Source organism: Algibacter sp. YIN40 (assembly GCF_057219435.1).
On record NZ_JBXVVC010000003.1, the window covers coordinates 1 to 22,062 of the forward strand.

Annotated in this window: 16 protein-coding genes; 12 read left to right on the top strand and 4 right to left on the bottom strand. The window is 33.3% G+C overall.

Annotated features, from left to right (window positions below; genetic code table 11):
- On the bottom strand, positions 1–1,619 hold a 1,619-nt coding region (locus AC2D6V_RS10870), incomplete at its 3' end, for a CRTAC1 family protein (protein ID WP_484648196.1).
- A 210-nt stretch (positions 1,620–1,829) separates the two neighbouring features.
- Between AC2D6V_RS10870 and rimO the strand changes: the two genes are divergently transcribed.
- Positions 1,830–3,134, top strand: a complete 1,305-nt coding sequence (gene rimO / locus AC2D6V_RS10875) for a 30S ribosomal protein S12 methylthiotransferase RimO (RefSeq protein WP_484648197.1) — start codon at positions 1,830–1,832, stop codon at positions 3,132–3,134.
- Between the two features lie 3 nt (positions 3,135–3,137).
- Here rimO and AC2D6V_RS10880 read toward each other — a convergent pair whose 3' ends face one another.
- Positions 3,138–4,400 carry a carboxypeptidase-like regulatory domain-containing protein gene (locus AC2D6V_RS10880; protein WP_484648198.1) on the bottom strand — a complete coding sequence of 421 codons (1,263 nt, stop codon included), beginning with the start codon at positions 4,398–4,400 and terminating at the stop codon, positions 3,138–3,140.
- 153 nt (positions 4,401–4,553) lie between these two features.
- On the opposite strand from AC2D6V_RS10880, the gene bshC reads away from it, so the two are divergent.
- The 6 genes from bshC (at position 4,554) to AC2D6V_RS10910 (ending at position 12,174) form a co-directional block, all read left to right on the top strand.
- The gene (gene bshC / locus AC2D6V_RS10885; protein ID WP_484648199.1) at positions 4,554–6,152 is read left to right on the top strand and encodes a bacillithiol biosynthesis cysteine-adding enzyme BshC; all 1,599 of its coding nucleotides are present in this window, start codon (positions 4,554–4,556) and stop codon (positions 6,150–6,152) included.
- Positions 6,153–6,158: 6 nt separating this feature from the next.
- Positions 6,159–7,532: a pyridoxal phosphate-dependent decarboxylase family protein gene (locus AC2D6V_RS10890; RefSeq protein WP_484648200.1), complete on the top strand. Its 1,374-nt coding sequence runs from the start codon at positions 6,159–6,161 to the stop codon at positions 7,530–7,532.
- Between the two features lie 61 nt (positions 7,533–7,593).
- Positions 7,594–9,129, top strand: coding sequence for a glutamine-hydrolyzing GMP synthase (gene guaA, locus AC2D6V_RS10895; protein ID WP_484648201.1), 1,536 nt, complete (start codon positions 7,594–7,596; stop codon positions 9,127–9,129).
- Between the two features lie 194 nt (positions 9,130–9,323).
- The gene (locus AC2D6V_RS10900) at positions 9,324–11,255 is read left to right on the top strand and encodes a PBP1 and LysM peptidoglycan-binding domain-containing protein (protein ID WP_484648202.1); all 1,932 of its coding nucleotides are present in this window, start codon (positions 9,324–9,326) and stop codon (positions 11,253–11,255) included.
- Positions 11,256–11,401: 146 nt separating this feature from the next.
- Positions 11,402–11,950 carry a DUF922 domain-containing protein gene (locus tag AC2D6V_RS10905; RefSeq protein ID WP_484648203.1) on the top strand — a complete coding sequence of 183 codons (549 nt, stop codon included), beginning with the start codon at positions 11,402–11,404 and terminating at the stop codon, positions 11,948–11,950.
- On the top strand, positions 11,947–12,174 hold the full coding sequence (locus AC2D6V_RS10910; protein ID WP_484648204.1) for a DUF3820 family protein: 228 nt from the start codon (positions 11,947–11,949) through the stop codon (positions 12,172–12,174). Before AC2D6V_RS10905 ends, AC2D6V_RS10910 begins: the two co-directional genes overlap by 4 nt.
- Positions 12,175–12,401: 227 nt before the next feature.
- On the opposite strand, the gene AC2D6V_RS10915 is transcribed toward AC2D6V_RS10910, so the two are convergent.
- Complete coding sequence (locus AC2D6V_RS10915) at positions 12,402–13,298, bottom strand: hypothetical protein (RefSeq protein WP_484648205.1); 897 nt, start codon at positions 13,296–13,298, stop codon at positions 12,402–12,404.
- A 230-nt stretch (positions 13,299–13,528) separates the two neighbouring features.
- Here AC2D6V_RS10915 and pyrG point away from each other — a divergent pair, with 230 nt between their 5' ends.
- From pyrG to AC2D6V_RS10930, 3 genes are all read left to right on the top strand, one after another.
- On the top strand, positions 13,529–15,169 hold the full coding sequence (gene pyrG, locus AC2D6V_RS10920) for a CTP synthase (RefSeq protein ID WP_484648206.1): 1,641 nt from the start codon (positions 13,529–13,531) through the stop codon (positions 15,167–15,169).
- Positions 15,170–15,234: 65 nt separating this feature from the next.
- Positions 15,235–17,130 carry a membrane protein insertase YidC gene (gene yidC, locus AC2D6V_RS10925; protein WP_484648207.1) on the top strand — a complete coding sequence of 632 codons (1,896 nt, stop codon included), beginning with the start codon at positions 15,235–15,237 and terminating at the stop codon, positions 17,128–17,130.
- Positions 17,131–17,297: 167 nt separating this feature from the next.
- Positions 17,298–18,041, top strand: a complete 744-nt coding sequence (locus AC2D6V_RS10930) for a toxin-antitoxin system YwqK family antitoxin (protein WP_484648209.1) — start codon at positions 17,298–17,300, stop codon at positions 18,039–18,041.
- A gap of 81 nt (positions 18,042–18,122) precedes the next feature.
- Here the strand turns inward: AC2D6V_RS10930 and AC2D6V_RS10935 are convergent, their stop codons facing one another.
- Complete coding sequence (locus AC2D6V_RS10935; protein WP_484648211.1) at positions 18,123–19,517, bottom strand: fasciclin domain-containing protein; 1,395 nt, start codon at positions 19,515–19,517, stop codon at positions 18,123–18,125.
- Positions 19,518–19,700: 183 nt separating this feature from the next.
- Between AC2D6V_RS10935 and mnmA the strand changes: the two genes are divergently transcribed.
- Both mnmA and AC2D6V_RS10945 read left to right on the top strand, forming a co-directional pair.
- Positions 19,701–20,888 (top strand): tRNA 2-thiouridine(34) synthase MnmA, encoded by a 1,188-nt coding sequence (mnmA, locus tag AC2D6V_RS10940; RefSeq protein WP_484648212.1) that lies wholly within the window; start codon positions 19,701–19,703, stop codon positions 20,886–20,888.
- 9 nt (positions 20,889–20,897) lie between these two features.
- Positions 20,898–21,848, top strand: a complete 951-nt coding sequence (locus tag AC2D6V_RS10945; RefSeq protein WP_484648213.1) for an NAD(P)H-dependent flavin oxidoreductase — start codon at positions 20,898–20,900, stop codon at positions 21,846–21,848.
- Positions 21,849–22,062 lie beyond the last annotated feature (214 nt).

A 22,062-nucleotide genomic window follows, 5' to 3' on the forward strand; every position in this document is an offset into this window, starting at 1 on the left:
TTATAACTACAAGAATTAGGATCGATACATCCTTCAGCTTTTATACTGGGTTGAATATTGAGAACTTCAAAACCACTGCCTTCAGTAGCTTTAATGGTTTTATTTAAAGCCAGATTTTGATGCACTTCCACTAAACCAGAAGGCCATTTAATTTTAACTTCAAGAATTTCTGAGGCAGAACCCAAACCGAAATGCACTGGTTGTAAACTTTGGGATAAAAAGCCAACACCAGAATAATAGCGATGCACAGTACCTACATTTGTAGTTAATGAAACTGTTGTTCCAATGGCATTTCTATTAGATGTGGTTCCTTCTAATGAAACTTTGAACCATTTTAATTCACTCGGTACATTGTCACTAATAATTTGATTCTTATAGAAGTAGGAAGCTCTATCACTGTTGGTTACAAATAAATCTAAATCACCGTCATTATCATAGTCAAAAGGGGTTGACCCAACACTTATAGTTAAATCTTTTAAATTTACTTCATCAGTTGCATCAGCAAAGTTGTTCTGACCTTCAATAAGCATATTTTTAAAATAGAAGTTATGTTCAGTAGGAGGCCTTGATAAATTAAATCCATTTACTATGAATAAATCTTCATCTCCATCTAGATCAAAATCAGCAAATACAGTGTCCCATGCCCATCCCGTGCTATCAAGATTTTCTTCTATAGCAATATCGGTAAAAGTGTTATTGCCATTATTTTTTAAAAGTACATTTTCATTGATGTTAGTAATGAATATATCAAATTTTCCATCATTGTTATAGTCTCCAATGCTTAATCCCATATCATCATCTGCATTATCCAATCCTAGATTCGCTGCTTCTTCAGAAATGTTTATCCCATTCTGATTTATATAGAGCTCGTTTTGATAATTTTTGTCATTGGTTATATATAAATCCATCCATCCATCTTCATTAAAATCAAAAGGAATACTTAAATAAGATTTTCTTCTTATATCTGTATTTCCATATGTTTCCGAAACATTTTGAAATGTTCCATCACCATTGTTTAAATAAAAGTTATTATAATTACATGCTCCCCATTCAGAGATATAAATATCAAGGAATCCATCCTTATTAAAATCGAACCATGTAGCTCCAGTATTCATGCAATTATTTTGACCTTCTATACCAGCCTCGACTGTCTTTTGTTTAAAGGTTCCATTACCTTCATTATGATACAGTTTTATTCTGTTCATAAAAGTGAAAAAAATATCGGGAAATCCATCATTGTCGTAATCGCCCCAAGAAGCCCCATATTTAAAACCATCTAAACCAAAAAATCCTTCGGTGTTATCATCTGGGAATAGATTAATTAAGCCAGATACAGTGGTAACATCTTCAAATGTACCGTCATTATTGTTTTTTAACAGTCTACTATGACTAATTTCGACACCATCTTGATCTTTTGCTTTTGCAACTACAAATAAATCAAGATCATTATCTCCATCATAATCGGCTACAGCTACGGCATTGTTCTCGGCCAATATTCCCAATTTTGATTGAGTTTCTACTCTTGTAAAATTTTGAGAGGATAACGTATTTAAGCTAAATAAACTAATCCATAATAAAACAAAAAAATATTTTAAGTTCGAATAAAATTCAAAATTCATTATTATATTTTTGAAATCCATTTATAAAAGGTAGGTGAGATTTTGGAGCAATAAACACTAAAAAAATAAAGCCTAAAGATAAGAAAGGTTTAGGGACAATAAAAATAAAGAAAAGTTAAAATAATTTAGTGTTTTAAAAACTAATGAGATTTAATAAAATATTTAATCCGACAGTGATTACGTATCTTTGCAAACTGATTTACAAATAATATGCGCACAAAATCCCTAAAGAAGAATAAGATTAATGTTGTCACTCTTGGCTGTAGTAAAAATGTTTACGATAGCGAGGTGTTAATGGGACAATTAAAAGCGAATGGTAAAGAGGTTGCGCATGAAGAAGAAGGAAATATTGTGGTGATTAATACTTGTGGATTCATTAATAAAGCTAAAGAAGAGAGCGTAAATACAATTTTGGAATACGTACAAAAGAAAGAAGAGGGTGATGTTGATAAAGTATTTGTAACAGGTTGTTTAAGTGAGCGCTATAAACCAGATTTGGTAAAAGAAATTCCGAATGTGGATGAGTATTTTGGCACTACGGAATTACCAGGATTATTAAAAGTCTTGGGAGCAGATTATAAGCATGAACTTATAGGCGAACGATTAACAACCACACCAAAAAACTATGCCTATTTAAAAATTGCTGAAGGTTGCGACAGACCATGTTCGTTTTGTGCTATTCCAATTATGCGAGGAAAGCATAGAAGCACACCTATTGAGGAGATTGTAATTGAAGCCGAAAAATTAGCTGCTAACGGTGTAAAGGAATTGATTCTAATAGCTCAAGATTTAACATATTACGGTTTAGATTTATATAAAAAGCGAAATCTAGCAGAGCTTCTTGAAGCATTGGTAAAGGTTGATGGCGTTGAATGGATTCGTTTGCATTATGCATTTCCAACAGGATTTCCTTTAGATGTGCTAGATGTGATGAATCGCGAACCAAAAGTTTGTAATTATTTAGATATACCATTACAACATGTTTCAGACTCGATTTTGAAAAGTATGCGTCGCGGAACAACGAAAGAAAAAACGACTAAGTTAATTGGTCAGTTTAGAGAGGCCGTTCCAGAAATGACTATTAGAACAACGCTTATTGTTGGATATCCAGGAGAAACCGAAGAAGATTTCCAAGAATTAAAACAATGGGTCGAAGAGATGCGCTTTGAGCGTTTGGGTTGTTTTACTTATTCTCACGAGGAAAACACCCATGCCTATAATCTAGAAGATGATGTGCCTGAAGATGTTAAGATTGATAGAGCGAACCAGATTATGGAAATTCAATCGCAGATTTCTTGGGAGTTGAATCAACAAAAAATTGGTCAGGAGTTTAAGGTTGTTATCGATAGAAAAGAAGGTAACTATTTTATTGGTCGAACCGAATTTGATTCACCAGACGTAGATAATGAAGTACTTGTTGATGCAACAAAAACTTACCTAAAAACTGGAGAGTTCGCTACTGTAAAAATTGTTGAAGCTGAGGATTTTGACCTATATGGATTAGTTGTTAACTAATTATTAGGTTCGTTTCAATTGCTTTTGAATTTTTCTTATAGCGTTCTCAATTGATTTTTCTGGCTCGATAATATTATACTCACCCCAGAATTTTGGGTCTGAAAATCCAGATGCTTTTTCGCTTAAAATAGTTGTTGGTCTTATTAATTGACTACGAACTTTTACTATTTTAGTATCTTTAATCTCCCAATCGGTTATTGCCATTTCGCTGTTTAATGAATAAACACTATTAAACAGTTTGCCTTTCCAATTTACTTTAAATGTTAATGATATATTGCTGTATACATAATGCCATTTACCATTGGTGGTTCTGTAATTTACACGATACATAGCTTCGGTAGGATAAACGTCTACTTTTCTCGGTTTTTTCCGAATATAAATTCTGCTAGAAAGTTCTTTATTTGATACATTTAAGTTGTATACCGCGCTTGTTAATGCTAAAGTATTTGCATCAATATATAGTTTACCAAAATACAATGGTGTGCTTGTATTTTCTTTTTGCTTAAAGTTAACAACATACACCAAGTTTTTATTTATTTGGGTAGATTCACTAAAACTAAAATTATAAAGAGGTAAATCATTTTCAGTAAAAATAAACTCAGGATATTTAATGATATCTGTATATAAATTACTGAATGGTCCCCCTTGGAGTTTCAACGCAAGTGTGTCTAATTTAGAATAGTCCGTATTTTTTCTAGCCCGAACCAATTCAATATTATCGTTTCGTTGATTGTTATAAGGTTGTTTATGTATTTTAAATACGGCTTCAGATAAAGAGGCGTTTTTACGTCTTTTTTTAATTGTTTCGCGGTAAAAAGCCGTCATTAAAGTATTATCATTATTATAAGCAGTACTTTTTTTAGCTAACGTTTCTAAAACGAGAGACCGTGCATCATCTTTATAGGTTAATATGCTTACTTCGTTTAAAGTAGTAATAGCAGGGGATAATTTTATTTTTGATCGATTTTTAAATTCTGAAATCTTTAAAGTTAATTTCTTGTATCCCAAATGTGAAATAGATAAAATACCGTTTAAATGCCTGTTTGGTATTTTTAAAGAGAATTCGCCATCGGTATTGGTAACGGTACTAATATTAGACTTATCTAGAACGATATCGGTAAAAACTAAAGGTTTTTTAGTATTCGCATCAAGAACAACACCTTGAATCTCTTTAAAAGATTCATCGTTTTGAGCATAGGTATTTGCTGTTAAACAGATACAAAGCAGCCAAACTATTTTAAAAGCATGGATTGATTTTGTTTTCATAGCATTGATATTTAGAGAAATAAGGAGCTTATAAGTTACAAAAAAAATACGATGCATATAAGTTTTTAACGGAATTTAACTACTAATTCTTAACTAAATTTTTAGAATTGCGAATCTGAATAACTGTATATTTACATGATTTTAAATAGAAGTATGGGACAACAACATATTCCTTTTCATAAAACCGGTTATTTTTCATCATTAATATGTAATTATTTGGATGAAAAAACAGAAACATCTCCGTTCTATAATCGATTTCCTAAACAGGAGAATTTTAAAGCTCAAATAGAAGAGAAACAAAATTCTGAACTGGTTTCAGAATCACATAGAAAAGTTTTGGCTAAGGTCTTGAAAAATCAATACCAAAACATAAATACTTCCGATTTAACAAAGGAAAATATAGACTTATTAGAGAAGAGTAATACATTCACAATTACCACAGGACATCAATTAAATTTATTTACTGGACCACTTTATTTTCTATACAAAATAGTTTCTGCAATTAATCTTTCTAATGAATTAAAGGAAGAATATCCAGATTATAATTTTGTACCTATTTATTGGATGGCAACTGAAGACCATGATTTTGAAGAAATAAATTATTTCAATTTTGAAGGTAAAAAAATTCAATGGAATAGAGAATCGAGTGGGGCAGTTGGAGAGTTGTCAACGGATGATCTTAGGAAAGTATTTAAGGTTTTTTCTGATCAATTAGGCACTGGTGACAATGCCGAACATTTAAAGAGTTTGTTCGAAAAGGCATATTTAGAGCATTCTAATTTGGCTGATGCCACTAGGTGTCTAGCCAATGCGTTATTTAAGAATTTTGGATTGGTAGTTATTGATGCAAATGATGCTGATTTAAAAAGACAATTTATACCATTTATTAAAGATGAATTATTAAATCAAACATCTTATAAAGCGGTTTCAAATACGAATGAAAAACTTGTAAAGTCTTCTAATATTCAAGTGACTCCTAGAGAAATTAACCTTTTTTATTTGACAAATAATTTAAGAGAGCGTATTGTTTTTCAAAATGAAAAATATAAAGTTTTAAATACTAATATCTCATGGAGCAAGAGTGAAATTCAAGAAGTACTCTTAAGGCATCCTGAACGCTTTTCACCAAATGTTATCATGCGACCGCTGTATCAAGAGGTTATTTTACCTAATCTTTGCTATATAGGTGGTGGCGGCGAATTAGCCTATTGGTTTCAGTTAAAACAATTTTTTAATGAAACTAGTGTGCCATTTCCTATTTTATTGCTGCGTAATTCTGTTCTCATTCAAACTCAAAGTCATGCAAAGAAACTTAAGAACTTAAATATTTCGGCTGAAGAAATATTTTTAAAGAGAGACGCTCTAATTAATAAAAAAGTAAGAGAGATTTCTAATATAAATATTGATTTTTCTGAACAAAAGAAATACCTTAAAAAGCAATTTGAAGACTTGTACAGCCTAGCAAAGAAAACTGACGAATCTTTTGTAGGTGCTGTAAAGGCTCAAGAAATCAAGCAAACGAAGGGGCTTGAGAAGCTTGAGAAACGCTTATTAAAAGCTCAAAAGAAAGTATTGGCAGATCAAGTCTCTAGAATGATAGATATTCAAAATGCATTATTCCCTAATCAAAGTTTACAAGAAAGAAATGCCAATTTTTCAGAGTTTTATCTCGAATATGGTGAACAACTTATTCCTAAGCTTATTGAAAATTTAAAACCTTTAAAAGGAGAGTTTTTAATATTAAACCTATAACGCAACATGCACAAAATTGATATTGAATTGATTGAAATGACTATGGATATCATGAAATATGCTATCGATAGACTTTCTTCAACACAAAGTAAAATAGGAAAACCTAAAACAGAGGAAAAACTTAAAATGCTAGTTGGGGAAACTATTACTAAAAAGGGTGTTGGTGGCGAGTATGCATTTAATTTGTGGAAAAAACATTTATCCAAGGCGACTGTACCAATTGATCACCCACGACATTTAGCATTTGTGCCAGCATCTCCAACACGAGCTGCGGTAATGTTCGATTTGGTTACCTCGGCTTCAAGTATCCATGGTGCTTATTGGATGGAAGGTGCAGGCGGCATATTTTGTGAAAACGAAGCGATGAAATGGATTGTGTCATTAACAGGATTACCCGAAGGAGCCTTTGGTGTATTTACTAGTGGAGGTACTGCGGCTAATCTTTCTGCTATTGTAACTGCTAGAGAATATTGGCGAAGCTTAAACGACCAAAATAAAGTTGAAAAAGGATTAGTTATTACATCCATAGGAGCTCATTCTTCGATTAAAGCGATGGCAAAAGTAGCCGATGTGGATATCTTGCTAGTTGATACAGAAGATGTCATGTATGCTGATGCTTTACAGGACACAATTAATAATTTAACAAAACATCAAAGGAAACGTTTATTTGCAATTGTTGGTACAGGAGGCACTACAAATGCTGGTATTATTGATGATTTAGATGGTATTGCTGAGGTTTGTATAAAAGAAAACCTTTGGTTTCATGTCGATGCTGCTTATGGTGGCGGAGCCTTGGCTGCAGATTCGGTTAGGCATTTGTTTAATGGTATTGAAAAAGCAGATAGTGTTACCATCGACCCGCATAAATGGATGTTTTCACCTTACGATTGCGGTGCAGTAATTTATAAAGAACCTGAATTGGCTAAACAAGCACATTCACAACAAGGGTCTTATTTAGATATTTTTAAAGATGAAGGAGCACATGGTTTTAATCCAACCGACTATCAAATTCAATTAACACGTCGTGTTAGGGGATTACCTTTGTGGTTTTCTTTGGCTACGCACGGTACCGATAGATATAAAGAGGCTGTTGAAAGGGGTGTTGAATTAGCTCAAATTGCAGGTAGGATGATTGAAAAAAATTCTAAATTGGAATTGGTAAGAACGCCTAGTTTGTCATGCGTACTCTATAGAAGAATAGGATGGAAACCGGAAGACTATACACATTGGACTTATGAAAATCATAGAAAAGGATTTGCCTTAGTTACGCCAACAAAATGGAAAAATAAAAACCAATATGAAACTGTTTCGAGATTCTGTTTTATTAATCCTGACACAACAGAGGAAGATATTGAAGCTATTTTAGATTCTATGATGTAAAAAAGATTAAAAAAGTAGTTGAGGTCATGTGCCATTATAAAATCAATTATTACTTTTGCGCATGCAACATGACAAGGTATTAATTTTAGACTTCGGATCGCAATACACACAGCTTATTGCGCGTAGAGTTAGAGAACTCAATATATACTCCGAAATTCATCCATTTAACAAGATTCCATCAAATATAGAAGAATACAAATCTGTAATTCTTTCTGGTAGCCCATTTTCTGTAAGAGGGGAAGAGGCTTTACATCCAGATTTAAGTAATATTCGAGGAAAAAAGCCATTGTTAGCCGTATGTTATGGCGCCCAATATTTGGCACATTTTTCAGGAGGTGAAGTCGCTCCATCGAATACAAGAGAATATGGTCGCGCTAATTTATCTTTCATTAAAAGTAACGAGCCATTTTTAGCGCATATACATACTGGTAGCCAAGTTTGGATGAGTCATAGCGATACTATTAAGCATTTACCAGATAATGGCGTTTTAATAGCGAGTACTCACGATGTAGAAAATGCTGCTTATAGAATTAATGGCGAGGAGACTTATGCTATTCAATTTCACCCAGAAGTTTATCATTCAACCGATGGAAAGCAATTATTAGAGAATTTCTTGGTGGATATTGCGGGTTTAAAACAAGACTGGACACCAGATTCATTTGTTGAAGAAACGGTTGAAGCCATTCAGGAAAAAGTAGGTGATGGTAAAGTTGTTTTAGGGCTCTCAGGAGGTGTGGATTCAACGGTTGCAGCTGTTCTTCTTAACAAAGCTATTGGGAGAAACTTGTATTGCATATTTGTAAATAATGGACTGCTTCGTAAAAATGAATTTGAAAGTGTTTTAAATCAATATGAAGGAATGGGCCTAAATGTAAAAGGCGTTGATGCTTCGGATAGATTTTTAGATGCCTTAAAAGGAATAGAAGACCCTGAGAAAAAACGAAAAGCCATTGGAAATTCATTTATAGAAGTTTTTGATGATGAAGCACATAAGGTAGAAGGTGTAGATTGGTTAGCACAGGGGACTATTTATCCTGATGTTATAGAAAGTGTTTCGGCTACGGGAGGGCCTTCAGCAACTATTAAAAGTCATCATAATGTAGGCGGTTTACCAGATTTTATGAAACTTAAAATCGTAGAGCCACTAAGAGCTATTTTTAAAGATGAAGTAAGACGTGTTGGAGCTACCTTAGGAATCGATCCGGAGCTTTTAGGGCGCCATCCATTTCCAGGACCAGGGTTAGGAATTCGAATTTTAGGAGATATAACTGCCGAAAAAGTACGGATACTGCAAGAAGTAGATGCTATTTTTATAAACGGATTAAAAGAATGGGGGCTTTACGATAAAGTATGGCAAGCAGGAGCAATGCTATTACCAGTAAATAGCGTTGGTGTTATGGGAGATGAGCGTACCTACGAAAAATGTGTGGTTCTAAGAGCCGTAGAAAGTACCGATGGTATGACAGCCGATTGGGTAAATTTACCGTATGAATTCCTTCAAAAAACATCTAACGATATAATAAATAAAGTTAAGGGCGTTAATAGAGTAGTTTACGATATTAGTTCTAAACCACCCGCGACCATAGAATGGGAATAGATAAATGTGTCTATTTAAGAAAATCTGTGTCTAAGGATTGAGATACTATTTTGGCATGCTATATGTAATAGTATGAGTAAACAGAGTAATTCTTTGATTTTTAGTTGAAGAACAGCCGTCCTAAAGAGTAAAAGAAACGTATATAGGTTTAATTAACCTCGTTTATTATATTTATCCTAAGTAGAAAATAACGCATGAATAAATTCATATTAGCCCTAATTCTAGTTTTAGCATTCAGTTTTACATCGGTTAAAGCGCAAAACTTCAGCACACATCAAGTAAAGAAAGGAGAAACAATTGAACAAATCGCTAAGCGTTATTACGTGGCACCTTTCGATATATATAGTTTAAATCCAGATGCTAAAAAAGAATTAAAGCCTAATACGGTTTTAATAATTCCAATTTCTAAAGCTATTAAACCTAAGGTTACCACAACAAGAGAGTTGCAAGGTTTTAAAGAACACAAAACGAGACGTAAAGAAACCTTATATAGTTTAACCAAAAAATATCAGGTTACCGAAGATGAAATAAAAAAGCACAATTCTTTTTTATACGCAAACACATTGCGAAAAGGAGATAAACTTCAAATACCCATATTTAAAAATATAACGGTTGTTGAAGAAGCAAAACCAAAGACTACTTATAAAGTTCAGCCTAAGGAAGGTAAATGGCGTATAGCTTATAAATTTGGCATTACTGTAAAAGAATTGGAAATTTTAAATCCAGACATGGGTGATGTACTTAAAGAGGGTCAAGAAATTAATGTGCCTAATAAAGAAAAAGAAGCACTTAAAAGTATTGATGAGAAGTATAGCTACTATAAAGTTTTGCCAAAGGAAGGCTTTTATAGGTTAAAACTAAAACTAGGATTAGAACAGGCTGAATTAGAAACTTTAAATCCAGGTTTAAAAGAAAGTGGTCTTAAAGATGGTATGATTCTTAAAGTGCCATTTTCAGGAAAAGTGGCATTGATGCCTATCGAAGGTGATAAGGTGAATTTAGTAGACAGTATTTCCGATTTCAAAACTAAGCATATTGCTATTATGTTACCATTTCGATTGAATCGTGTGGATTCTGATTCTGTATCTGGAATGAAAAATAGTATTAAAAAAGATCCTTATTTAAATGCCTCGCTTGATTTTCATTCGGGGGTTTTAATGGCAGTAGATTCCTTGAAAAAAATAGGTATTTCTTTAAAAGTAGATGTATACGATACCAAATATGAAGTAAGTGAGGTTTCTAAGATTATTAGAAATAATGATTTTGAAAATCTTGATGCGGTCATCGGACCATTGACGCACAACAATTTTAAACAAGCAGCTTCTGCGTTGCGAAAATATAACGTGCCGATAGTGTCTCCTATTGGAACAAATTTAGAGTTATATGATAACGTTTTTCAATCGAAGCCTCATGACGATTTATTAAAGAACAGAATCATTTCACATGTGAAATCAGATAGTTTACCACATCATGTCATTATTATCGCCGATTCAAAAAACATGGCGGTTGCTAATGAACTTAAACGCGAGTTTAATCATTCGAAAATAGTTTTTTCAAGAAAAAATAAAGAAGGTAAGGATGAAAACTATGTGCTTGTAGATGATATTAGAGGTGCTTTAAAAACTGGAAATAATATTGTGTTTTTAGAGACTCAAAATGAAGGTTTCGCATCTAATGTAACAAGTGTTTTAGCCTCATTGATTCAAGAGGAGAATATTGAGGAAAAGAAAGAAGAAATTTCTATTATATTAACAACTACTAATTTTAATAGATCTTTCGAGAATGATGAGATTTCTAACGAGCATCTTTCGAAACTGCAATTTCATTTTGCGAATGGCTCCAGAAATTATAATGAAAGCGAAAATAATTTATTCGTAAAAAAATACAAAAAACTTTATAATACAACACCTAATGGCGCTGCTGTTAAGGGTTTCGATTTAACTATGGATGTTGTATTGCGTTTAGCTTCTTCCGACGATTTGTATATGTCTGCTAACGAAACACCGCTTACCGAATATGTTGAAAACAAGTTTGGCTACAAAAAGAAATTATTTGGTGGTTATTATAACGATGCGGTGTACTTGTTAAAGCATCAAGATTTAACAATTGTTGAGGTTAAACAATAAGGACATTCTCGAAACGTTTTAATTCGAAACAATAAATTTGAATAAATTCTAATTATAAGTTAAGTCACTTCGAGTTAAATTCTGAAAGAATTTAGTATCGAGAAGTTTTTGTTCATACTCGTATAAATTAATTTTAAAATTTTCTTTTGGCAAAATTTATTTTTTCAATCTTTTTAATTCTTTGCATTCAAAACGAACCTGTTTTAACTTGGGATGAAAATTCAAAATTAACTTGGGAAGACTTTAAAGCGTCGCCTCAAAGTAATTCGGGAGCTGTGGCAATTACCGCTTCAGGTATTACATTCGGTTTTTCTATTAAAAGCACCGATAAAAACGAGGTACTTAGCTTTACAACTAATGTGAATGCTTATTTTTACCCTGAGCAGTCTTGGTATAAACCAGAACGCGCTACAAATCATGTTTTAGGGCATGAACAATTACACTTTAGTATTACCGAATTGTACGCACGCAAGTTTAGACAACGCATTGGTAAACTTAAGGTGTCTAATACCATTAGAAGAGAGTTAAAATCATTGCAAGCAACAATCAATAAAGAACTTGCACAAACTCAAGAGCGTTACGATAATGAAACCGATTACTCCAGAAACGAGGAAAATCAAGAAAAGTGGGAGCAATATATAAATGCTGAGCTTAAAAAGTATGCAGCATACAAATCTGTAGATTTATATAAATGACTCCAGATAAAAACTTCCTAATACAATTAGCACATACTAAAATGCCATATGGTAAATATAAAGACCGCTATTTAATTGATTTACCAGAACACTATATAGTTTGGTATCATAACAAAGGTTTCCCAAAAGGGAAATTAGGCGATATGCTCACTCAGGTTTACGAGCTTAAATTAAATGGTTTAGAAGACTTAATTCGGAATATTAAGAAGCGGTATCCTAAGTGAATTAACTCTTAGAGTATTAACAAAAACCAAACAAGCAAACTAACAATTATTAAAAAATTACATCTTTATTCCAGATGAGTTCATTTTCCGCATTCTTTTATGACTAGTTCGGTTGGCTAACTCTTAGTTAGTGAAAGAAAATGAATCAAAGGAAAATCTGCAGGATTTTCCGAGTAAACATAGAATAATCAATTGACGATACACTTTGTTGTAGTTAGTTCTTTTATTTACTTTTCAATTTTAATATAATTTTTGAGAGTTTTTAACGTCCACAATGTTTGTATACCAGCCCATTCTAATTTTGTTCCTTCACTAATTCCATACCAAGTATCCCAACGACCATCATTTTTTTGTCTATTGATTAGTTCTTTTAAATCAGAATGGATAGTCTCTTTAGTAAATAACGAATATAGAATACTTTCAGAAGATGTTGCATAATTTAAACTATGTGGTTTACCATAAAGCCCCCAACCGTCATCAGATTTATCTTCGCAGATTATTCCGTTATTAGATATCCAGTTTTTTAAGTCATTGATGGTTGCTTTAGCTTTATCTTGACTTTTGGTATACTCTAAAAAAGTGAGCCATCTTGGTACACATAAATAGCAAAAAATATGTTTATCTTTTATTCTCTTAAATTCACTCCAAACAAACTGCTCTGCTTTTTTCATCCAAGGAATATCAATCTTATATTTTTCCAAAATTCCAAGTAGTGGCGCAGTAGTACTCAAAGCAGCCCATTCTTTAACTGTTCTAAAATGTCCTTCACAAGGATAGATGCTTTTTGGTCTAAACATCCACGGAATTCCTCCTTTTTCTGTTGTTATGCTCGTAAAATAAGGCATAAAGTCATTTAGGATTATTTCTTTGTTTAGATAACCAACTTCATCGAGCGTTTCAAGTGCCATAATGCTAAATAGAGGTTGACTTTCTGGTGATGCTGCATCTGGTTCCATTCCGTGTCCAAATCCGCCATCAGGATTTCGGTAAGCATATACTGCGTGATAAACACCGTTCATATCTCCGTTTGCAAAATGAAACTCAAATAAACGTCTTTCAATCATTCTTGCATTTGTTAATATAAAATCTCTTGCCTTTAGGTATTTATTTTTCGGTAAAATCATTTTGTTTCGAATGATGGTTTAAATTACACACAGCTTTAGTGATATGAGATGGTTTCAATGACTTATATCAACCGGTAAACGAAACTATCTAATTTTTCTAACATAGTCAAGTTGTTTAATTCTGGTTTTACATGATTATTTCTTGTTAATAATAAGCTTTAAATAACTAAAAACTAATTCTAAATTAACTATTTTAATTTTGTAAATTTGCCTGCGTTTATAAGCGCAACATGGCAAGTACTACAAAATACATTTTCGTAACCGGTGGAGTTACCTCGTCCTTGGGGAAGGGCATTATAGCAGCATCTTTAGCAAAATTATTACAATCACAAGGGTATCGGGTTACTATTCAAAAATTAGACCCATACATCAATGTAGATCCAGGAACCTTAAATCCTTACGAACATGGGGAATGCTATGTTACCGAAGATGGTGCAGAAACCGATTTAGATTTAGGTCACTACGAACGCTTTTTAAACGTTCCAACAAGTCAAGCAAACAACGTAACCACAGGTCGTATTTACCAGAGTGTCATCCAAAAAGAACGCCGTGGCGAGTTTTTAGGAAAGACAGTTCAGGTGGTTCCTCATATTACAGACGAAATTAAAGAACGCGTTCAGATTTTAGGAAAGTCTGGCGATTACGATATTGTTATAACCGAGATTGGTGGTACTGTCGGTGATATTGAATCTTTGCCATATATAGAGGCAGTTCGTCAATTACGCTGGGATTTAGGAGAAAATAATGGGATTGTGATTCATTTAACTTTAGTACCTTATTTATCTGCTGCTGGGGAATTAAAAACAAAACCAACACAGCATAGTGTGAAGACACTTATGGAAAGTGGAATTCAAGCAGATATCTTGGTTTGTAGAACAGAACACCACTTACCAGACGATTTAAAACGAAAACTGGCGCTATTTTGTAATGTAAAGAAAGAATCTGTTATTGAATCTATAGATGCTTCTACCATATACGATGTGCCAAATCTCATGCTAAAAGAAGGCTTAGATAAAGTGGTTTTAGAAAAATTAGCTTTAAAAAGCTCAAAGCCAGATATAGCAAGATGGAACACATTTTTAAAGCGACACAAAAACCCTAAAACCGAAGTCACTATTGGTTTAATTGGTAAGTACGTGGAGTTACAGGATTCTTACAAATCTATTTTAGAAGCCTTTATACATGCAGGTGCAGAAAATGAAGTGAAAGTAAATGTGGAGTCTGTACATTCCGAATATTTAAATGCAGATAATATAGCAGTTAAATTAGGGCACTTAGACGGTGTTTTAGTTGCTCCAGGTTTTGGTGAACGTGGTATTGAAGGGAAAATTGATGCAGTAAGATATGTGCGTGAAAACAATATTCCTTTTTTAGGAATTTGTTTAGGGATGCAAATGGCAGTTATTGAATTTTCAAGAAATGTTTTAGGAATATCCGATGCAGATTCTACCGAAATGAACCCTGATACAAAAAATCCGGTTATCGATTTAATGGAAGAGCAAAAAACCATTACAGATAAAGGGGGGACTATGCGTTTAGGATCATGGGATTGCGATTTACAAATGGGAAGTAAAGTTAGAGATATCTATAAGACCGAAAATATTAAGGAACGTCATAGGCATCGTTACGAGTTTAATGGTAATTACAAAGAACAAATTGAAAATGCAGGAATGAAGGCAAGAGGATTAAACCCTGATACGGGCCTTGTTGAGATTGTGGAAATACCAGAGCATCCTTGGTTTATAGGTGTTCAATATCACCCTGAATATAAAAGTACTGTTGCGTCGCCTCATCCATTATTTGTGGCCTTTGTAAAAGCGGCTTTAAATAATAAAAAAAAGAAGAATGGTGTCAGTATGGCACAAAATTAAATTTGGATAACTTATTGATAAGATGAATTGTCCTCTCCTTTTAAATTAGGAGAAATTATAAAAATATGGAAGAAAAGAAATTAGACATTAATTCAATTATAGGGTTTGTCCTCATTTTTGGAATTTTAATGTATATGCTTTGGCAAAACCAACCAACGCCAGAAGAACTAGAAGCTCAAGAAAAAGCGAAACAAGAACAAGTTCTAGAAGAAAACAAAGTTGAAGAACAAAAAGAAACCATTGTAACTACTCAAGAAGATTTTGCAATTACGTCTCCAACAGATTCTCTAGGTCAAGTTAATTTAAAAAACAAACATGGAGATTTTGCATATGCTTTTAGCATTACGAAAGCATCTGATGCTGAGACAGTTGTTGAAAGTGATTTACTCGCTTTAAAGTTTAGCAATAAAGGAGGGTATCTTTCTGAAGTTAGATTAAAACAGTTTGTAGATTATGATTCGCTTCCAATTTATCTAATAAAAGATAACAACGCATCTTTCAATATTAATTTTGGAACAACAGATAGTCGTATTAGAAATACCAAAGATTTACCTTTTCAGCCCAACATTACTAAAAATGGGGATGTTACTGTAGTTTCAATGAAACTAAAAGTGTCGGAAGCTAAATATCTTGAATATCGTTACGAGTTAAAACAAGGTGACTATATGATGGACTTTTCTGTTCGTTCTCAAGGGTTAAGTGATATTATTAATAGTTCTCAAGCTATTAATTTAGACTGGGGATTAAAAGGATATCGCCATGCGAAAAGTATTTCTTATGAAAACAGATACACTGATATTCATTATGAATACGAAGGCGGAAAAGATGATTATACTGGTATGGGTGATGTCGATGAGGATATAGAGGACGTTACTTGGATTGGCTATAAACAACATTTCTTTACTTCGGTATTACTTACAGATAAACCTTTTAAGACGTCGCGTATTAAATCTGAAAATTTAGTAGAAGACGAAACCATTGATACGGTTTATACTAAAAACTTTGCTGCAACAATTCCATTAGAATTACAAGGTGGTGAGTTAAATCAATCTATGGATTGGTATTACGGCCCAAGTGATTTTAAAGTATTAAATGCGTACGACAGAAATTTAGATGAGATTGTACCTTTTGGCTGGGGTATCTTCGGATGGATTAACCGCTATATATTTATGCCATTGTTTAGCTTCTTAGGAGGTTTTATGCCTTATGGTATTGCTATTGTAGTGATGACTATTCTGGTAAAAATACTGCTGTCTTTTGTACAATACAAGCAGTTCTTGTCTCAAGCAAAAATGAAAATTCTGAAACCAGAATTAGACGAGATTCGTACCAAGTATAAGGACAACAAAATGAAAGCACAGCAGGAAACTATGGCGCTGCAAACCAAGGCTGGCGCAAGTCCGTTGTCGGGTTGTTTACCGGCTTTAATTCAGCTTCCAGTCTTCTATGCGTTGTTTCAATTCTTTCCGTCGGCATTCGATTTACGACAAAAGTCATTCCTTTGGGTAGAAGATTTATCATCTTATGATACTATCGCCAACTTACCTTTTAATATACCTTTTTATGGTAATCACGTAAGTTTGTTTCCAATATTAGCATCTATTGCCATATTCTTTTATATGCGACTAACAACAGGTCAGCAAATGAATACGCAACCTCAGCAAGAAGGTATGCCAGATATGGGAAAAATGATGAAGTATATGATGTACTTCTCACCAATAATGATGTTATTTTTCTTTAATAATTACGCATCGGGGTTGAGTTTATATTATTTTATTTCGAATGTAATTAGTATTGGTATTATTTTGGTAATCAAGAATTATATTCTTGATGAAGATAAAATTCATGCACAAATACAAGAGAATAAAAAGAAGCCTAAAAAACAAAATCGTTTTCAAGCAAAAATGAAGAAAATGATGGAGGAAGCCGAAAAGCAAAAACAATCACAAAAGCGTAAATAGTTAAAGCCTTCTTGAGTTATTTAACAAGTTTAAAGGTGTTAATTATAAAAAATATAAAGCTGCCATTATTTTTTGGCAGCTTTTTTGTTATACAATTTGAAACTAATTTTATCGTTACATTTTTGTTATTCCTCCACAGGTAGGAATCCATATATAAAATTCAGATTATGAAATTTTTAAAGTCATTATCAATATTATTTCTTTTTACAACCATTTTAGTTTCTGCACAAGACATCAATCAATTTGATTCTAATGGGAAACGACATGGCGTATGGAAAAAGAATTTTGAAGGAACCAATGTGTTACGTTACGAAGGCGCTTTTAATCATGGTCAAGAACAGGGGCTTTTTAAGTTTTATAAAATTATTGATAAGAAGCCGGTTCTAGCCGCAACTAGAAATTTTACAAATGATAATGATTTAGCTGAGGTGAAGTTTTTTAATGATAAAGGAAAAGTAATAAGCGAAGGAAAAATGGATGCTAAGGTTTATGTGGGAACCTGGAAATATTATCAGAGTAAATCTGGTAAGTTATTAGCGCTTGAATATTATGATAATGAAGGAAATCTCCATGGAGAGCGAATAGTCTATTATGATAATGGACAAATAGCAGAGAAACAAAATTACAAACGGGGAAAACTACATGGCGTTTCTACCTGGTATTCAGAGAATAATCTTGTTTTAAAAGAGTTCAATTATGTAAACGGCGATTTAAACGGGAGTTCGAAATATTATAATCCTAAAGGCGAATTAATAACAGAAGGGATTTATAAAAACGGAAAGAAAGATGGGGTTTGGAAATTTTACGAAAACGGCAAATTAATTGAAGAAACGGACTTTAGTTATGTGCCGAAGTATATTAAGAAAGGGGATAAGTATTATAAAAATCCTAAAAAAAAACCCCTCAACTAGATGTCGAGGAGCCTCTTTTTCATAGACAATTTTAGGGAAAACTAATTCATTGTCTACAATCAACAAACCAAACTAAAATTATTAACTAGAAGGTAGTAATACTTTATCAATTACGTGTACAACACCGTTTGTTGCAAGTATATTTAATGATTCAGCAACTAATCCTGCAGCAGGATCTGAACCAGCTGCATCTTGAACTGTTAAGTTTCCTAAATTAATTGTTACATTTTGATCATTTAACATTGGAACTGCGCCATCTACTAAATCTGATGAGAATACATAGGCATTAGGTTTTACCACATGATGTGTCAAGATTCCTGCTACTGCAGCTGGATCTGTTGCATTTATAGTAGCTTCGTCTAGTCCAGCAGCTAAGAATGCCGCATCTGTAGGAGCAAAAACTGTATATGGACCATCTGTTGCTTCATCAAAAGCACCTACTAAATTAGCTCTAACTAAAGCTGCTGTCAATAATGTAAAATCAGACGAACTTGTAACAATTTCTGCAATGGTTTGTGCAGGAGGTAATAAAGTTCTGTTAATTACATGCACAACACCGTTAGACCCCATAATATCTGTGGCCGTAACTGTTGTGGTACCGTTAATTGAGACATCTCCTCCATTATTTGTTACAAATATATTTCCACCTAGAGTTGACACTTCAGAAGCCGCAATTCCTGATGTAGGTAACATATCTTTCATTATTGTTCCATCAATAACATGATATGCCAAAACTGCATCTACAACGTCTGCTACTGCCGACAGGTCTGTAATACCAGCAGCGGTAAAAGCATCGTTTGTTGGAGCAAACAATGTTAAACCACTATCATTCGGTCCATTGCTTAATAAAAGTTCTAATATACTTGAATCAGCAGCTTGTACTGCAGCTATTAACGTGGTAAATTCTTTATTAAAATAAGCTGGTGCTACAATTGTTCCTACAATCGGTAAAATTGAAGGTGGTACCATTACATTATTAACAACATGTACTATACCATTTGTTCCTATTACATCTGGTATAATAACTTGCGCCCCTTGAGCAGTTACAACGTTGTTATCGGATACAAGAGCAGCAGATTCTCCATTGGCCATAGTAATTGAACCTGTAGTAACAGCACTCGCCTCTACAGCGGCAGCAGTGAAGACATGATATTGTAAAACATTTTTCAATACATCTTCTGGAATATCATCAATTTCAGCTTGCCCAATGGCTGCTAATAACGCATCAAAAGCATCATTGGTTGGTGCAAATACGGTAAAAGTACCATCATTGCTAAGTAAATCTACTAAATCTGGAAACTTTACTAAAGCTCTAACTAAATCTGACAATTCATTTGTTGATTGCGCCAGCTCTACAATGTTGTTAGTCGGTTCTGGAATCATAATTGTGTTATCGTCATCATCACTACATGATACGATAAATATTAATCCTGTTATCAGGAAAAATAGTTTGGTAATTTGTGCAAAAATTTTCATAATATATTTTTTAAAGTTTTATTTTGTTTGACAAATATAAAAAAATATTAAACAAAAAAGCAAATTTTGTTCAATTTATTTTAAAAATAATTAAACAAAAGGCTTGTTCGTCTATATTTTGTCTTTTTGGATATGAAGAAAATTACCTTATTAATATGTATCTTTGTGCCCTAAATTTTTTGAATGAAACGAGTTATAATCGGATTGTCAGGTGGTGTTGATTCTAGCGTTGCGGCTTATTTGTTAAAGAAGCAAGGTTATGAGGTCATTGGCTTGTTTATGAAAAACTGGCACGATGATTCTGTTACTATTTCTAACGAATGCCCTTGGTTAGACGATAGTAATGATGCTATGCTTGTAGCAGAAAAGTTAGGTATTCCATTTCAAACAGTAGATTTAAGTGAACAATATAAAGAGCGTATTGTTGATTATATGTTCAACGAATATGAGAAGGGAAGAACACCTAACCCAGATGTTTTGTGTAATCGCGAGATAAAGTTTGATGTTTTTATGAAAATAGCCTTAGATCTTGGAGCAGAATATGTGGCCACTGGGCATTATTGTAGAAAAGGTGTCATTCAGAAAGATGGAAAAGAATTATATCAATTACTAGCTGGTGCTGACATTAATAAGGATCAATCTTATTTTTTATGCCAGTTATCACAAGAGCAGTTATCTAAATCTTTATTTCCAATAGGTGAATTAACAAAACCAGAAGTTCGGGAAATTGCGAATGAATTGGACTTGGTTACTGCAGAAAAAAAAGACTCTCAGGGTCTTTGCTTTATAGGGAAGGTTAAATTACCTGATTTTCTTCAGCAGCAACTAAAACCAAAAGAAGGAGTAATTGTTGAAGTATCAAAGGAGCAATCTGTATTTAATGAAGAAGTACCTGGCTTCAATTCGGAAGAGGAAAAACTTAAATATTTATCACGAAAAATTGATTATTCGCTTGATAAAGGCAAAGTAGTAGGTAAGCACCAAGGAGCACATTACTTTACAAAAGGGCAACGAAAAGGTCTCGCAGTTGGGGGAACTATTGAACCTTTGTTTGTTATAGATACCGATGTTAAAGGAAATATTATATATACGGGTCAAGGTAAAGAACATCCTGGATTGCTAAAAAAAGCCTTGTTTGTTAATAATAAAGAATTACACTGGATACGTGAAGATTTAGCCTTGAAAGTAAATGAATCTATGCCGGTCTTGGCGAGAATTAGATACAGACAAGCTTTAGAAAAAGCAACTTTGTATAAAGTGGATAGTGGCTTGTACGTTGAATTTGAAAATTTTCAGTCGGCAATTACCGAAGGTCAATTTGTGGCTTGGTATTTAGATAAAGAACTTGTGGGTTCAGGTGTTATTTCTTAATTTGGTTTCATGACCAATAGAATCTCCAAACTTTTTAATATAAAATACCCGATTGTTCAAGCCGGTATGGTTTGGAATAGTGGTTGGCGATTAGCATCTGCTTCTAGTAATTCTGGAATATTAGGAATAATAGGAGCCGGATCTATGTATCCAGAAGTATTACGTGAGCACATTCAGAAATGCAAAAAAGCAACCAATAAGCCTTTCGGAGTTAATGTACCCATGCTATATCCAAATATTAAAGAACTCATGGATATTATTGTGGAAGAAGATGTGAAAATTGTTTTTACTTCTGCAGGTAATCCCAAAACATGGACATCTTGGTTACAAGAAAAAGGGATTACAGTAGTACATGTTGTAAGCAGTGTAAAATTTGCTTTAAAAGCACAATATGCTGGCGTTGACGCTATCGTTGCCGAAGGATTTGAAGCTGGAGGTCATAATGGTAGAGATGAGACAACCACATTAACACTCATACCAATGGTTAAAGAACAAATTACTATCCCATTAATTGCCGCAGGTGGTATTGCAACAGGAAAGGCGATGTTGGCAACTATGGTTTTAGGAGCTGATGGTGTACAGGTAGGTAGTCGGTTTGTTGCAAGTGTAGAAAGTTCTGCTCACAAAGCATTTAAAAAAGTGGTTGTTGATGCCAAGGAAGGGGATACACAATTGACTTTAAAAGAATTAGCACCTGTACGCTTAATAAAGAATAAGTTCTATGATGATGTGCAAGCACTTTATAAAACATCTCCAACTACAGAGGAATTAAAAGCATTATTAGGACGAGCACGTGCCAAAAAAGGCATGTTTGAAGGTGATTTAGTTGAAGGTGAACTTGAAATTGGACAAATTTCTGGACTTATTCATGATATTAAACCAGTATCGAAAATAGTTGAAGATATTATGAATGAATTTGAAAAGGCTAAACTAGATGTAACTCAACTTTTATCTAATTAATAGAACAAATAATTTATTACCTGAAATTAAAAAGGGGGAAATTAAATTTTCCCCTTTTAATATTGAAACTTATAAGCTGTAGTATATTTTTAATCCCTATAAAATAAAAGCTAAATGTTTCTATATATTGTTGTTTCGATTTAAGTATTTGCTAACTGGGCAATTAGATAAGTCAAAACTACAAAAAATAACTACTTCATTTTAAGTCACTTGG